The organism is Corynebacterium jamesii (assembly GCF_046097395.1).
Lineage (GTDB): Bacteria > Actinomycetota > Actinomycetes > Mycobacteriales > Mycobacteriaceae > Corynebacterium.
Genome location: NZ_CP175789.1, coordinates 586,329 through 599,572, shown reverse-complemented (window position 1 = coordinate 599,572; position 13,244 = coordinate 586,329). Strand labels below are relative to the sequence as shown.

Below are 13,244 nucleotides of genomic sequence, written 5' to 3'. Positions count from 1 at the left end.
GACTACATGCCTGGGCGCCAGGACCTTCCAGCGTCCTGGTGGCCTGCGTCGCGCTTGAAGTCGTCCATGGAATCCTCGGTGTGGCGGGCGTTCGGGCTAGACACGCTGCGCTTGGCGGTGGACTCGGCCGCTTCGTCGCTGAATTCGTCGTCCGACTCCACAGCGGTGCCACCCTCAACAACATCATCGTTACCCGCAGCGAGGGAACGGGCGCGCTCCACGCGAGCCTCATGCTGCTTGTACTTGCGCTGGCGCATCTTGAACGTCACCAGCAGTGGCGCAGCGAAGAAAATAGAGCTGAAGGTACCGGCGATCACGCCGATGAACTGGACCAGCGCCAGGTCCTTCAACGTGCCCACGCCCATGATGCCCACGGCGACGATCAGCAGCGAGGCAATCGGTACCAGGGAGAAAATCGACGTGTTGATGGAACGCATGATGGTCTGGTTGATGGCCAGGTTCGTTTCCTCGGCGTAGGTTGCGCGCGTAGACCCAAACAGCCCTGCCGTGTTCTCCTGCACCTTGTCGAACACCACGACCGTGTCGTACAGCGAGTACGCCAGGATCGTTAACAGGCCGATGACCGTCGCCGGCGATACCTCGAAGCCGATCAGAGCGTAGATGCCAGACACGACCGTCAGGTCGATCAGCACACAGAGGATGGCGGAAGCGGCCATGTCGCGCTCCATGCGGATCGCGATATACAGGAACACAACCAGCAGGAACACGCCCAGGGCGATAAGCATCTTCTTCGTGATGCTGCTACCCCACGACTCGGAGACGGTGGAATCGCTAATCGCGTCCTGCGTCACCTCTCCGACGTTATTCTCCGGGTGGTAAGCATTGAACAGCGCGGAACGAGCCTCGCGGATCTGTTCCTCGCCCAGGCGCTCGGAGTTAATCTCGATAGATTTCGCATCGCCACTGCCGACTGTCTGGGTGGACTGCGGTGCGATACCGGTTGCCTCCTCAAAGACCTCGGCCACGCTGGATTCAGTGGCCCCACCTGCAGGCGGCATGGTCATGCGGGTGCCGCCCTCGAAGTCGATGCCTAGGCTGAAGCCGCGCACCAGGATGGATAGCAGGCACGCCACAACGACGGCGACGAGGATGCCGTACAAGCGACCGCGGTTCTGCACAATGCGGAAACCACCGTTTCCGTTGTATAGCTTTTCGAAGAAGCCTCTGGCCTCTGCGTCGGGTGCGTCCACGGGTGTGGCCTCGGCAGCCGTCAGCTCGGTCGTCTCGTTCGCACTCAGGGTTTCGGCGTTGCTCATTTACTTCCCCTCCTTGTTGTCGGTGGCCGGGGTGTCTTTCACTGTGGACGCCACCGTCTCCGACTTATCAGACGAATCAGCCTCCTCAGACTTTTCGGCCTTTTCAACCTTTTCGGCCTTCTCGGCCTGTTCAGCTTTCACTGCCTTGTCGGCCTTGGATTGCTTGGCCGCAGGCACGTGTGGCTTACGGCCGTACTTGCGCTCGGCTACCCGGTAGGCAGCCCCCAGGCCGTTGAGCTTGGGCGAGGCGAAATGCGCGCGGCGGGACATCAAAATCAGCAGCGGTGCGGTCAGCAGGAATGCGACCAACAGGTCGAACACGGTGGTCAGGCCCAGGGTGAAGGCAAAGCCCTTCACATCGCCGACGGCCAGGAAGTACAGGATCAGGGCGGCGATGAGCGAGACGATATTACCGGTGACGATCGTGCTGCGGGCACGCTGCCAGGCACGCGGTACCGCAGAGCGGAACGTCGAACCATTCCTGATTTCGTCCTTGATCCTCTCGAAGTAGATCACGAAGGAGTCTGCAGTGGTGCCCAGACCGATGATCAATCCGGCGATGCCGGAGAGATCCAGGCTGTAGCCGATCCAGCGCCCCAGCAAGACAATGAAGCCGTATACCAGGGAGAACGCTGCGATCAGCGAGACGATGGCAACGACACCCAGGCCGCGGTAGTAAGCCAGGGCGTACAGGCCTACCAGCACCAGACCCACCAGGCCGGCGATGATGCCAGCCTTGAGCGAGGCTGCACCCAGCGACGGAGAGATTGTGGTTGTCGTGCCGCCGGGTTCCCCGTTTTCACCAACGAAGCTCAGCGGCAGCGCACCATAACGCAAGTTGTTGGCCAGGTCCTGAGCTTCCTTCTCAGAGAAGCTACCCGTGATCTGGGAGACTTCACCCGGAGGGGTCGGCGACTGAATCTCTGGTGCGGAGATCACCTTGGAGTCCAAAGTGATGGCCACACGCTTGCCCAGCATCTGCTGACCCAGGTCGTACCAGGTCTCGCCGCCCGGGTTCTGCTCGCCGGTTTTGAACTTAAAGGTGATGGCCATCTGCGCGGAGTTCGGCTGCAGGCCACCGGTGATCTGCGAGTTAGTATCGATCAATTCACCGGTCAGGCGCTCACCGTTCTTCTCGTCGGTCTCACCCCGCAGCAGCGGCGCGGGCCCCAGAATCATCGGACCCTGGTCGCTACAGGTAACCAACGGCTTATCTGCGTCGTCCGCACCTGCCATCGGGTCGGCCTTCTCACAGTCCAGCAGCGCTCCAGCTGCTTGCTGCTTGTTGCCGTCCATGCTCTGACGGTCAGCGCGTAGAACCTCGACCTGCTTGTCCCGACGCTTCTGCTCCGCTACGGAATCCTTCGGCTCCGCCGGTGGCTTTGCGGTAACCTTCATTTCCTTCGGTGCATCCTTCAAGCCCAGCTGTGGGAAGGCCTTCACCATCTGGTCCAGGCGCTCATTGGCAAACTCCGGGGTAATTATGCCGTTCTTCACCCAAGTGTTTGCCATCTTCTTCAGCACCTTCGGGAAGTCATCGGTCGGCTGCCCCGGCTGCGCCTCCGGACGGAAGAGCAACTGTGAGGTCTTGCCCAGCGTGCGAGCCTCGCCTGCATCCGACCCCGGAACCGTGATGACAAGGTTGTTGCCATCAGCTACCACGGAGGCCCCAGAAACACCCATGCCGTTCACGCGGTTCTCCAGGATCGTACGTGCCTGGTCCAACTGATCCTGCGTGGGCGTGCCACCCTGCGGAACCAGAGTCACGCGCGTACCACCCTGCAGGTCGATACCCAGCTTCGGGCCGAACGACTTGTTGCCCGTAAACATAATCAAGCCCAGCACGATGAGCACAATCACCACGAATGCGGCGATCGCCCGCTTCGGCCACGCGAAGCCGCCCCGTGCAGCAGTTTTCTTTTTCTTCTTTGCCACCGCTTTAAGTCTCCTGCAATCCAGCCGCACACTTGCGCGGCCGGTGAACTAAAAAATCCAACCCCGTGATACTAGCGCCTGCTCCGGACATACGGAACAGCGAACCGGGGTTGTTAGTCGTCTTTTTCTTCCGTCAACTGGTTTTCCTGCTGCGAACCTGGCTCTACAGAGTCGACGGTTTCCAGAATGGAGACCTTCTCCCAGGTAGTCACCACACCCGTGGCAATCTCCAGGTCAATGGTGGTATCCCCCACGTGTACCACGCGGCCGTGCATGCCGGAGGTGGTCTTCACAACCATGCCCGGACCCAGCTGCTCCTGGAACTGGCGGATCTCTTGAACCCGCTTGTTCTGCTTGCGGATCTGGATCAGCGGCAAGCCGACGAAGACCACGAGAACGAGGACGATAAGAATAATGTCAATTGGCATAGTGCCAATCTTGCCATAGTCCCTTCTGCGCCCCGCTATAGCCCGATGGTGCCCTCCGGCGGCTCCAGTCCAATGTGCCGCCACGCCGCCGCCGTTGCCACGCGCCCGCGCGGGGTGCGGCTCACCATGCCTGCCCGCACCAGGTAGGGCTCGCACACTTCCTCGACCGTCGACGGTTCTTCACCTACCGCCAGGGCAAGGGTATTGACGCCCACCGGTCCGCCGCCGTGACCCTTCACTAGCGCCTCGATCACCGCCCGGTCGAGCCTATCCAGCCCCGACTCGTCCACGTCGAAAACCAGCAAGGCAGCTCGCGCCACCTCCACGGTGATCCTTCCGTCGGCGTTGACATCCGCGAAGTCGCGCACGCGGCGTAGCAGCCGGTTGGCAATGCGGGGCGTTCCACGGGAGCGCGAGGCGATCTCCGCTGCGGCGTCCCCAGTAATATCCACCCCCAAGATTCCCGCGGCGCGCGTGACCACCCGGGTGAGGTCAGCGACCTCGTAGAACTCCATCTGGGCGGTAAAGCCGAAGCGATCGCGTAGCGGGCCAGTGAGCATGCCCGCGCGGGTAGTGGCACCAACCAGAGTAAACGGGGCGATTTCGATGGGGATCGAGGTGGCACCGGGGCCTTTTCCGACGATGACGTCGATACGGAAGTCCTCCATTGCCATGTACAGCATTTCCTCGGCGGGCCGAGCCATGCGGTGAATCTCGTCGATGAAGAGCACGTCGCCCTCCATCAAGTTGGAAAGCATGGCGGCCAGATCACCTGCGCGTTCGAGCGCCGGGCCGGAGGTCATACGCAAAGAGCTGCCGAGTTCCTGGGCGATAATCATGGCCATCGTTGTCTTGCCCAGCCCCGGCGGCCCAGCCAGCAGAACGTGGTCGGGAGCGACCCCGCGCGACCGGGCCCCGCCCAGCACAAGATCCAACTGAGTGCGAACCTTCGGCTGACCGATGAACTCGTCAAGGGATTTCGGGCGCAACGAGGTATCGATATCGGAATCCCCGGCTGCCTCCTGTGGATTCAGATCCGCATTCTGGGCGAAGTTCTGACTGCCCGGCCCTACTCCCGGCGGAAGTTCAAACTCTGTGCGCTCGATATCGCTCATGGTCTCTAAGTCTCCCCTATTTCGCGGCCAACTACTTGATCGCCGCCAGCGAGGCACGCAGCAGCGCGGAGGCATCCGGGGCTACCGGCTCGGACCACTGGGCCAATACTGCATCCAGAGTGCCGCCGGCCTTGGACTCGGTAAAGCCCAGCCCGACCAGCGCTTCCAATACCTGCTCGCGCACGTCCGGCGCCACTGCCTGTCCATCTGTGGCAGCCCCCGAAGCCTCGGCGGCACCCGCGATACCGGAATCGACCATCTCGCCCAGATCCGCCACCTTGCCCTTCAGATCCACAGCCATACGCTCGGCCAGGCGCTTACCCACACCCGGCGCCTTTTGCAGCGCCTTGTGGTCTCCGTTGGATACCGCACGCGCCAGCTCCTGCGGCGACACCACAGACAGAATCGCCAACGCCAACCGCGCGCCTACCCCGGAGACGGACTGCAGGATGGCGAAGGCCCGCTTCTCGTCGCCATCTTGAAACACGTAAAGCGTCTGCGAATCCTCCCGCACCACCATGGAGGTGGTGACGAAGACCTCCTCACCCCGTGGTAGTTCCGCGATGGTCGTGGCCGTGCCGGTGCACTGGTAACCCACCCCCGCGCATTCAATAACGACATAGTCCAGGCCTTTGTCGATGACGGTTCCGCGCAGCGATGCGATCATGCTTTCCCCTTCACTAGGTGGTTGAGTGGTGCCCGCCAGCAGTGGCACACGGCCAGCGCCAACGCATCGGCGGCATCCGGCGGCTTCGGCGGTTCGCTTAGGCCCAGAATGCGCGTAATCATGCGCGTCATCTGCGCCTTATCCGCCCGCCCATTGCCACTAATGGACTTCTTCACCTCGCTGGGCGTGTACATGTGTACCTCTACCCCACGCTGGGCGGCAGCCAGCATCAGCACCCCCGACGCATGGGCGGTATTCATCACTGTAGAGACGTTTGAGCGTTCAAACACCCGCTCCAGCGCAACGACATGTGGCTGGTAATCATCGAACCACTGCTCCACAGCGCCAAAAAGTTTCTGCAAGCGCCGCTCCACCGGCATGTCCGATGGAGTGCGCACCACTCCCACAGCGACGGGGTACACAGCCCGCCCCTTCCCCGCCTGCACAACGGAAAGCCCGCAGCGCGTCAGCCCGGGATCTATCCCCATCACCCGCAGCCCGGCCAGAGAGGTCGGGCCACCGGCAGGCGTTCCCCAGGCGGAATTGTGTGGAATACTCATCGTGCAACTAAGAATAGCACACGTGTTTTAATTATTCGGAGTCTAGCTCCGCCAGAACCTCTTCGGTCAGGTTCATATTAGTGAACACGTTCTGCACGTCGTCGGAATCCTCTAGCGCGTCGATCAAGTTAAACACCTTCTTCGCGGTGGAAGCATCCGCCGGCACCTCCATGGAGGCGCGGAAATCCAGTTCGATCGAGTCGTAGTCGATCTCCGATTCCTTCAGTGCGTCACGCACAGCGTTCATGTCGGAAGACTCACACACAACTTCGAACTTCTCGCCGATGTCGTTGACCTCTTCCGCACCCGCGTCGAGCACGGCCAACAGGATGTCATCCTCGGTGTTCTCGCCCTTTTCTAGAACGGCCACACCCTTACGGGTGAACAGGTAAGACACGGAACCCGCGTCTGCCATGTTGCCGCCGTTCTTGTTCATAGCGGTACGCACGTCGGTCGCCGCGCGGTTGCGGTTATCGGTCAGGCACTCGATCAACATAGCCACGCCGTTGGGGCCGTAACCTTCGTACATCACGGTCTCCCAGTTGGCGCCGCCGGCCTCTTCGCCGGAGCCGCGCTTGCGGGCGCGCTCAATGTTGTCGTTGGGCACCGAGGACTTCTTGGCCTTGGTAATCGCGTCCTGCAGCGTCGGGTTTGCGCTGGGGTCACCACCACCGGTACGAGCCGCCACTTCGATGTTCTTAATCAGCTTGGCAAATTCCTTGCCGCGCTTTGCGTCGTTGGCAGCCTTCTTGTGCTTGGTCGTTGCCCATTTGGAGTGGCCGGACATTATCCTCTTTCGGTAGTCGGGTTCGTCTGTAACGCTTCCATACTAGACCCCCACGGTGTCGCGGCCGTCACGCACGTCGCTTTTTTCTTCTCGACGCCCCCACGGCTGCATCCCCACCGACGGCCTTAAGCGCGGTGCTGCTCAACCATCCACAGGAAGTAGGCGTGCACGCGGTCGTCCTCGGAAAGCTCCGGGTGAAAGCTACATCCCAGCACGTGGCGCTGTCGCACACCGACGATGGTGCCATCCGGCAAAGCGGAAACGACCTCAACGTCATTCCCCACTTCCTCGACCTTGGGAGCGCGAATAAACACGGCCTCGACGGGCGTGTCGATGTCTCCGAACGGCAGTTGGGTTTCGAAAGAATCCACCTGGCGGCCGAAAGCGTTGCGCCGCACTGTGATGTCCAGGGCGTGCAAACTGTGGGCGTCGCTACGCGTATCCAGCACCCGATCGGCCAGCAGGATCAAGCCCGCGCACGTGCCGAAAACGGGAAGGCCATCGGCGATGAGGGCACGCAGTGGCTCCAGCATTCCACCCAGGTCCAGCAGTTTGGACATGGTGGTGGATTCACCTCCGGGCAGAATCAGACCGTCGAGTCCGTTCAGGTGCTCGGTACGGCGCACCGCGCGAGCCTCGTGCCCCAGTCTCTCGATGCTCCGGATGTGCTCGACGAAGCCGCCCTGCACGCTCATCACGCCAATGATCACTGTGTTACTGCTCCTTTACCGGCACCGACTGAGTGCCTTCGCGCAGGCTGCGGGTTAAGCCCTCCTGCGTCACCACGGCCACAAGGTCGCCCTGCTGGTTGAAGATCCGTCCGTGGGTCAGCGCACGGCCGCCGTGGGCGGAGGGGGAAATCTGGTCGTACAGCAACCACTCATCGGCGCGGAAGGGGCGCAGGAACCACATGGCGTGGTCCAGCGAGGCCTCCTGAAACTCCGCCGGACGGTGCGGCACCAGGGCGGAAGAAAGCAGGGTCATGTCCGACATGTACGCCAGCGTGCACACGTGCAGCGTGTCCACATCCGGCAGCGTGGCATTCGTGCGGAACCACACCACCTGCTGCGAGGCCGTGTACTTGTTGTGCTCATAGTTTTCTGGCGGGACGATGCGCACGTCCCAGTCCGCCCACTCATCGCGGAACAGGCGCTGCACGTCCGTCAGCGACTCCGTATCCACCACAATGGAATCCGGATCCGGCACGGCGCGCATCTCGTCGGAGTGCTGCGGGCCTTCATCACCGCGAATATGGAAGCTGGCCTGCATAATGAAGATCGCCTTGCCGTCCTGCACCACCTTCACAGAGCGGGAGACGAAGGAACGACCATCGCGTACACGGTCGACCAAGAACACCGTCGAGGCATCCGGGTTGCCCGGGCCAACGAAGTAGCCGTGCAGGGAGTGCACGTTAAATTCTTCGCTCACGGTACGGGTGGCTGCTACCAAAGCTTGGGCGGCAACCTGACCGCCGTAGGTGCGCGCCAACCTGGACGGCAGCGGACTGCCGCGGAAGATGTCGCGATCGATGCGCTCCAGATCCAGGACATCCAGGATCTTCGGACGGTGCGGAGCCATTACCAGCCGCGCTCTGCCAGGCGGTGCGGCTGCGGGATCTCGTCGACGTTAATGCCAACCATTGCCTCGCCCAGGCCACGGGAGACCTTAGCGATGGTGGCCGGGTCGTCGTAGTTCTGGGTCGCCTGCACGATGGCGCGGGCGCGCTGCTCCGGGTTACCGGACTTGAAGATGCCGGAGCCAACGAAGACACCCTCGGCACCCAGCTGCATCATCATTGCGGCGTCGGCCGGAGTAGCGATGCCACCGGCGGTGAACAGTACGACCGGTAGCTTACCGTTGGCCGCGACCTCGCGGACCAGTTCATACGGGGCCTGCAGTTCCTTGGCTGCGACGTACAGCTCGTCCTCCGCCATGGAGGTCAAACGGTTAATCTCCGCGCGAATGGTGCGCATGTGGGTGACCGCGTTGGAGACGTCGCCAGTGCCGGCCTCGCCCTTGGAGCGGATCATGGCAGCGCCCTCATTAATACGGCGCAGAGCCTCGCCGAGGTTGGTAGCACCGCAAACGAACGGCACCTCAAAAGCGAACTTGTCGATGTGGTTCTTGTAATCGGCGGGGGTCAGCACCTCGGACTCGTCGATGAAGTCCACACCCAGGGACTGCAGAACCTGCGCCTCCACAAAGTGGCCGATGCGGGCCTTAGCCATAACCGGGATCGAGACGGCGTTGATGATGCCCTCGATCATGTCCGGGTCGGACATGCGGGACACGCCACCCTCCGCACGAATGTCAGCGGGTACGCGCTCCAGAGCCATAACTGCAGTGGCGCCGGCATCCTCGGCGATTTTTGCCTGCTCTGGGGTGACCACGTCCATGATCACGCCCCCCTTGAGCATGTCGGCCAGGCCACGCTTCACGCGAGCGGTGCCGGTGTTCGCAACAGAAGAGTTGTTAGTCACGATGCTTGACTTCCCATCTTTGAAGAGTTCTAAATTTGTTCTAGTCTAACCTGTCTACTTCCCGATCCAAGTATCGGGATTGCCTAAAAACTAGCCCTCGGAGGAGCTACCGTTCGCCGCGGGCTTCTGGGTCGGTGCGGGGCTCGCCAACAATGCCTCGTAGTACTCCGGCAGCGGTGCGCGCCCCGCCAAGCGCAAAGCGCGCACCAAGGGGCGGGAGCGCACGCCTAACGTGTCGGAGACCGCATCGTTGTAGAAGCGCGCGGCCAGATCCACTTTCGCGGAAGCCTCCAGGAAGCTCGAGTTAGACCATACCTCGGGGTTCAACTCGCTGAGCAGTTCGTTTTCTGCGCCACTTCGCGCGCCCATGTCGGTGGCCCGCAGCGCCACGCGGTTCACCTTTGCCACGTCCTGCCCCAGCTCCGGCTGCAACGCCGAAATCACACTGGACCGGGAATGCAGTGCCCCCTCCAAGCTCACGCGCGCAGAGTCCGTGCGGATGTGCAAGCGGTTCAGGCGGCTGGCCATATCGGAAGCCCATACGCCGGCAATGATCGCAAGGATCAACACCAAAGCGACGATAAAGCCCCATACGGGAATCGTAATCATGCCAACGTCACCTTTCTCCCCTTGACTGTCACAGTGTCGTACACCCGCTCCACCTGATCCGTTACCGTCTGCCAATCGAAGTCCACAGCACGTCGCGCGCCGGACTCGATCAGCGCGGCCCGGGAGGCATCGTCCCGCAGCAGAGCTATGGCCTTATCTGCCAAGTCAGCGGCCGAGCCGTTGCGGAACAACCGGGCGGATTTTCCGTGCTGCCCCACAGCCTCAAAGGCGGGAATGTCACTGGCCAGCACTGCGGCTCCGGCAGCCATTCCCTCCACCAGAACGATGCCGAAGCTCTCGCCGCCGGTGTTCGGCGCCACGTAGACGTCACTTGCGCCGAGCGCGCTGGCCTTGTCCGCATCGCTGACGCGCCCCAGCACGCGCACGTGGGCGTCGCTAGGCCCCAACCCCACGCATGCAGTCAGGCCGAGCTTCCGCACTCGCTCGACCAGCGCATCGATATCGCCACCGCCCGCGATAATCAGCTCCACGGTAGGCACCGTCTCCACGATGCGTGGAAGTGCCTCCAGCAAGATTTGCAGCCCCTTGCGCGGCTCCTCAAAGCGGCCGAGGAACATCAGGCGCGGGCGGTCCTCCCCCGCGTCGCCTAATCCCGCCAGTGGCTGGGCGTTGCGATAGACCGACGTCTCCACGCCGTTCGGGATCAGCACCGGATCGCCCGCCAGGTTTTCCACCTGCCAGCGGCGCGCTTCTTCAGAAACCGCGATGCCGCCGTGAATGCGTTCCAGGTACGGGCGCAGAAACGGCAGCGCCACCTTGAGGATCTTCGACTCGCTGGCCGAGGCGTGGTAGGTCGCCACGATCGGCCCCTCCGCTATGGCCATCGCCATCATCGAATACGACGGCGAGTTCGGCTCGTGGATGTGCAACAAATCAAACTGATTGTCGCGGATCCACCGCTTTAGATGTTTTTTCGTGCGCGGGCCAAAGCTCAGGCGCGCTACAGAGCCGTTGTAGCGGATCGGGATGCTGGAACCGCCCAGCTCCACGAAGTCCGGCAGGCCCTCCGTGGACTTTCCCGGACCTATCAGGCTGACCTCATGGCCACGCTTGCGCAGCTCGGAACACAGGTCTATGGCGTGGATCTGCACACCACCCGGCTCGTCAAACGAGTACGGGCAGACCATTCCTATCCTCATGTGTCCTCCCCCACAACGGAATCCAGACCTAGCCGCTGTCGCCGCTGTTCGGACAAATCCGCAAACCACAGCGGCTGCAACATGTGCCAGTCCTGCGGATCCATGGCAATGCCACGGGCGAAGTTATCGGCCATCTGCTGCACGATCTGCTGCAGGCTGTGGCCTTCCACCGCGACGGGCGTGACTTCGTGCTCCCAGGTTTCCGGGCCTCCGCGCCGCTCCGGGCGCGCATCCGTCGACCCGCCGTGGAACGCCACGCGCGCAGTAAACAAATTCGCCCCCGTGCGCTGTGCCAGCAGTGCGGCACCGGCGGGCATCGAGGTCTTCTCGCCGAAGAACTCCACCTCCACCCCGTGGCCGGTGAGGTCGCGCTCGCCCATCAGGCACACGATTCCCCCGCCGCGCAGCACGTCCTCCATCTGCGCCAGCGGCGGCACCTTGGAGCCGGTGAGGGCGATGATCTGAAATCCCAGCGACTCGCGGTACTCCACAAACGCCTCAAACAGGCTCTCTGGTTTCAGCCGTTCCGCCACCGTCGTAAACGTTCCGTAATGGTGCACCAACCACACCCCCGCCATGTCCCAGTTGCCGGCGTGCGGCAGTGCGATCACCGTGCCGCGTCCGGATTCCGCACTGGTGTGCAGTAACTCCAGCGATCCGGGGACGAAGTTGCGGTTCAGTTCGTCCGCCAGCTCGCGACCGGCCATCGCCGGCAGTTGGAACGCTTCGCGCCAGTAGCGCATGTAGCTGCGCATGGAGCGCCGCACCAGGTCGCGCGTAACGTTTTCTGGCCCGACGACGCGGGCGAGGTTGCGGCGCAGCTGCTCTGGGCCTTTGCCCTTTTTAGACGCCACGTCTGCGCCCCAGTCAAACAGCACCTTCGCCACCGGCTTCGGCAGTGTGGAGGTCAGCTTCCAGCCGGCAATGTAGGCTGCGGCCGTGAGCCGCTCGCGCATTACTCCTCACCCCTGTTGCTAGAGAATTCGCGGGCTCCTTCGGGGGCGGCGATGGTCTGAGAAGCGGCGTCCGAACGAGCAACAATGACCATGCGCTCAACAACCGTATACAGCGAACCGGCAGCCAGAATCCATAGACCCCACGCAAGAACGTGCGGGATACCCAGGCCGCCAAGTCCCACGGCGACAAGAGAGATGATCAGGCGCTCAGGGCGCTCGACCAGGCCGCCGACAACCTTGATGCCCGAGGCTTCGGCGCGAGCCTTGACGTAGCTGGTGACCTGGCTGGTAACGAGAATCGCCAGACACACGCTCATCATTACCGTGTTCACGGGCTCCTGCAGGCCGAACCACAAAACAAGAGCCCCGAAGATTGCGCCGTCGCTCAAGCGATCGCAGGTGGCATCCAATGTGGCGCCGAAGCGTGTGCCCCCGCCCCGCATGCGCGCCATCGTGCCGTCCACCATATCGGTGGCGACAGTCAGGCCAATCAGTACCGCGGCAGCAAAGTGATGGCCAGTCGGGATCAGCCACAGCGCGAAACCAATCGCCAGCATGGTGCCAAAGACTGTCACCGTGTTGGGGGTGATCCCCATCTTGTGCAGTACCCGGGCGATCGGTTCAATGATGACCGCGGCGGGGCCGCGGCCGTGCACGCTAAGCATCGCTGAAGTTTTTCTCCCTAATGATCTGAACCGCTAGTCGGTGGAACGGGTAACGGCTTCCCAGGCATCTGCCAACAGCGCACGGGTCTCCCGCAGCGTCTGCGGCAACACCTTGGTGCCCGTCATGACTGTCATGAAGTTAGCATCACCAACCCACCTCGGCACTATATGCTGGTGCAGGTGTGTCGGAATGGAGCCGCCGGAGGCCTTGCCCAAATTGAGGCCTACGTTCACCGCATCGGGCTTCGACACCGCACGTAGAGCCTTCAAGGCAGTCTTCGTAAAGTCCGCGAGCTCGGCGGTTTCCTCTGCTGTGAGCTCCGTGTAATCGGCCACCTGTCGATAAGGAACCACCAGCATGTGGCCGGGGTTGTACGGGTATAGGTTCAGTACACAGTAGACCGTCTGGCCGCGGGCGACGATCAGCGCCTCTTCGTCCGACTGCTCCGGCAGCGTGGCGAAAGGGTCAGCGGAACGCTTCGATTTGGCGATGTACTGGGAGCGGTAGGGCGCCCACAGGCGTTCCAGCCCACCCTGCAGGTCCGGCTGGGAACCTACGCCCTGGTCCACATACTGGTTCTGATCCGGCTGCTGTTCCTCCACTG

The 13,244-nt window shown here is 62.3% G+C and carries 15 protein-coding genes; all 15 read right to left on the bottom strand.

Translation table 11 applies throughout. From position 1 onward, the window contains the following. Positions 1 to 2 precede the first annotated feature (2 nt). Complete coding sequence (gene secF / locus ACKFRT_RS02770) at positions 3 to 1,277, bottom strand: protein translocase subunit SecF (RefSeq protein WP_296215095.1); 1,275 nt, start codon at positions 1,275 to 1,277, stop codon at positions 3 to 5. Continuing rightward, positions 1,278 to 3,212 (bottom strand): protein translocase subunit SecD, encoded by a 1,935-nt coding sequence (gene secD / locus ACKFRT_RS02765; RefSeq protein WP_296215097.1) that lies wholly within the window; start codon positions 3,210 to 3,212, stop codon positions 1,278 to 1,280. A 113-nt stretch (positions 3,213 to 3,325) separates the two neighbouring features. Then, positions 3,326 to 3,640 carry a preprotein translocase subunit YajC gene (gene yajC, locus ACKFRT_RS02760; RefSeq protein ID WP_408925661.1) on the bottom strand — a complete coding sequence of 105 codons (315 nt, stop codon included), beginning with the start codon at positions 3,638 to 3,640 and terminating at the stop codon, positions 3,326 to 3,328. A gap of 35 nt (positions 3,641 to 3,675) precedes the next feature. After that, positions 3,676 to 4,755 carry a Holliday junction branch migration DNA helicase RuvB gene (gene ruvB, locus ACKFRT_RS02755; RefSeq protein WP_296215100.1) on the bottom strand — a complete coding sequence of 360 codons (1,080 nt, stop codon included), beginning with the start codon at positions 4,753 to 4,755 and terminating at the stop codon, positions 3,676 to 3,678. Positions 4,756 to 4,786: 31 nt separating this feature from the next. After that, the gene (gene ruvA / locus ACKFRT_RS02750; RefSeq protein WP_408925660.1) at positions 4,787 to 5,422 is read right to left on the bottom strand and encodes a Holliday junction branch migration protein RuvA; all 636 of its coding nucleotides are present in this window, start codon (positions 5,420 to 5,422) and stop codon (positions 4,787 to 4,789) included. Next, positions 5,419 to 5,982: a crossover junction endodeoxyribonuclease RuvC gene (gene ruvC, locus ACKFRT_RS02745; RefSeq protein ID WP_408925659.1), complete on the bottom strand. Its 564-nt coding sequence runs from the start codon at positions 5,980 to 5,982 to the stop codon at positions 5,419 to 5,421. Before ruvC ends, ruvA begins: the two co-directional genes overlap by 4 nt. Before the next feature lie 31 nt (positions 5,983 to 6,013). Beyond that, the gene (locus ACKFRT_RS02740) at positions 6,014 to 6,769 is read right to left on the bottom strand and encodes a YebC/PmpR family DNA-binding transcriptional regulator (RefSeq protein ID WP_296215107.1); all 756 of its coding nucleotides are present in this window, start codon (positions 6,767 to 6,769) and stop codon (positions 6,014 to 6,016) included. A gap of 125 nt (positions 6,770 to 6,894) precedes the next feature. Then, complete coding sequence (pdxT, locus tag ACKFRT_RS02735; protein ID WP_408925658.1) at positions 6,895 to 7,479, bottom strand: pyridoxal 5'-phosphate synthase glutaminase subunit PdxT; 585 nt, start codon at positions 7,477 to 7,479, stop codon at positions 6,895 to 6,897. Between the two features lie 4 nt (positions 7,480 to 7,483). After that, on the bottom strand, positions 7,484 to 8,347 hold the full coding sequence (locus ACKFRT_RS02730; RefSeq protein ID WP_296215111.1) for an acyl-CoA thioesterase II: 864 nt from the start codon (positions 8,345 to 8,347) through the stop codon (positions 7,484 to 7,486). Next, complete coding sequence (gene pdxS, locus ACKFRT_RS02725; protein ID WP_296215113.1) at positions 8,347 to 9,249, bottom strand: pyridoxal 5'-phosphate synthase lyase subunit PdxS; 903 nt, start codon at positions 9,247 to 9,249, stop codon at positions 8,347 to 8,349. The genes ACKFRT_RS02730 and pdxS overlap by 1 nt, the downstream gene beginning before the upstream one ends. Before the next feature lie 90 nt (positions 9,250 to 9,339). Then, on the bottom strand, positions 9,340 to 9,858 hold the full coding sequence (locus tag ACKFRT_RS02720; RefSeq protein WP_408925657.1) for a hypothetical protein: 519 nt from the start codon (positions 9,856 to 9,858) through the stop codon (positions 9,340 to 9,342). After that, the gene (locus ACKFRT_RS02715; protein ID WP_408925656.1) at positions 9,855 to 11,018 is read right to left on the bottom strand and encodes a glycosyltransferase family 4 protein; all 1,164 of its coding nucleotides are present in this window, start codon (positions 11,016 to 11,018) and stop codon (positions 9,855 to 9,857) included. The genes ACKFRT_RS02720 and ACKFRT_RS02715 overlap by 4 nt, the downstream gene beginning before the upstream one ends. Further along, positions 11,015 to 11,974, bottom strand: a complete 960-nt coding sequence (locus tag ACKFRT_RS02710; protein WP_408925655.1) for a phosphatidylinositol mannoside acyltransferase — start codon at positions 11,972 to 11,974, stop codon at positions 11,015 to 11,017. Before ACKFRT_RS02710 ends, ACKFRT_RS02715 begins: the two co-directional genes overlap by 4 nt. Then, complete coding sequence (gene pgsA, locus ACKFRT_RS02705) at positions 11,974 to 12,639, bottom strand: phosphatidylinositol phosphate synthase (protein WP_408925654.1); 666 nt, start codon at positions 12,637 to 12,639, stop codon at positions 11,974 to 11,976. Before pgsA ends, ACKFRT_RS02710 begins: the two co-directional genes overlap by 1 nt. Positions 12,640 to 12,672: 33 nt before the next feature. Continuing rightward, a complete protein-coding gene (locus tag ACKFRT_RS02700; RefSeq protein ID WP_408925653.1) occupies positions 12,673 to 13,242 on the bottom strand; it encodes an HIT family protein in 570 nt (189 codons plus the stop codon). Between the last annotated feature and the right edge of the window lie 2 nt (positions 13,243 to 13,244).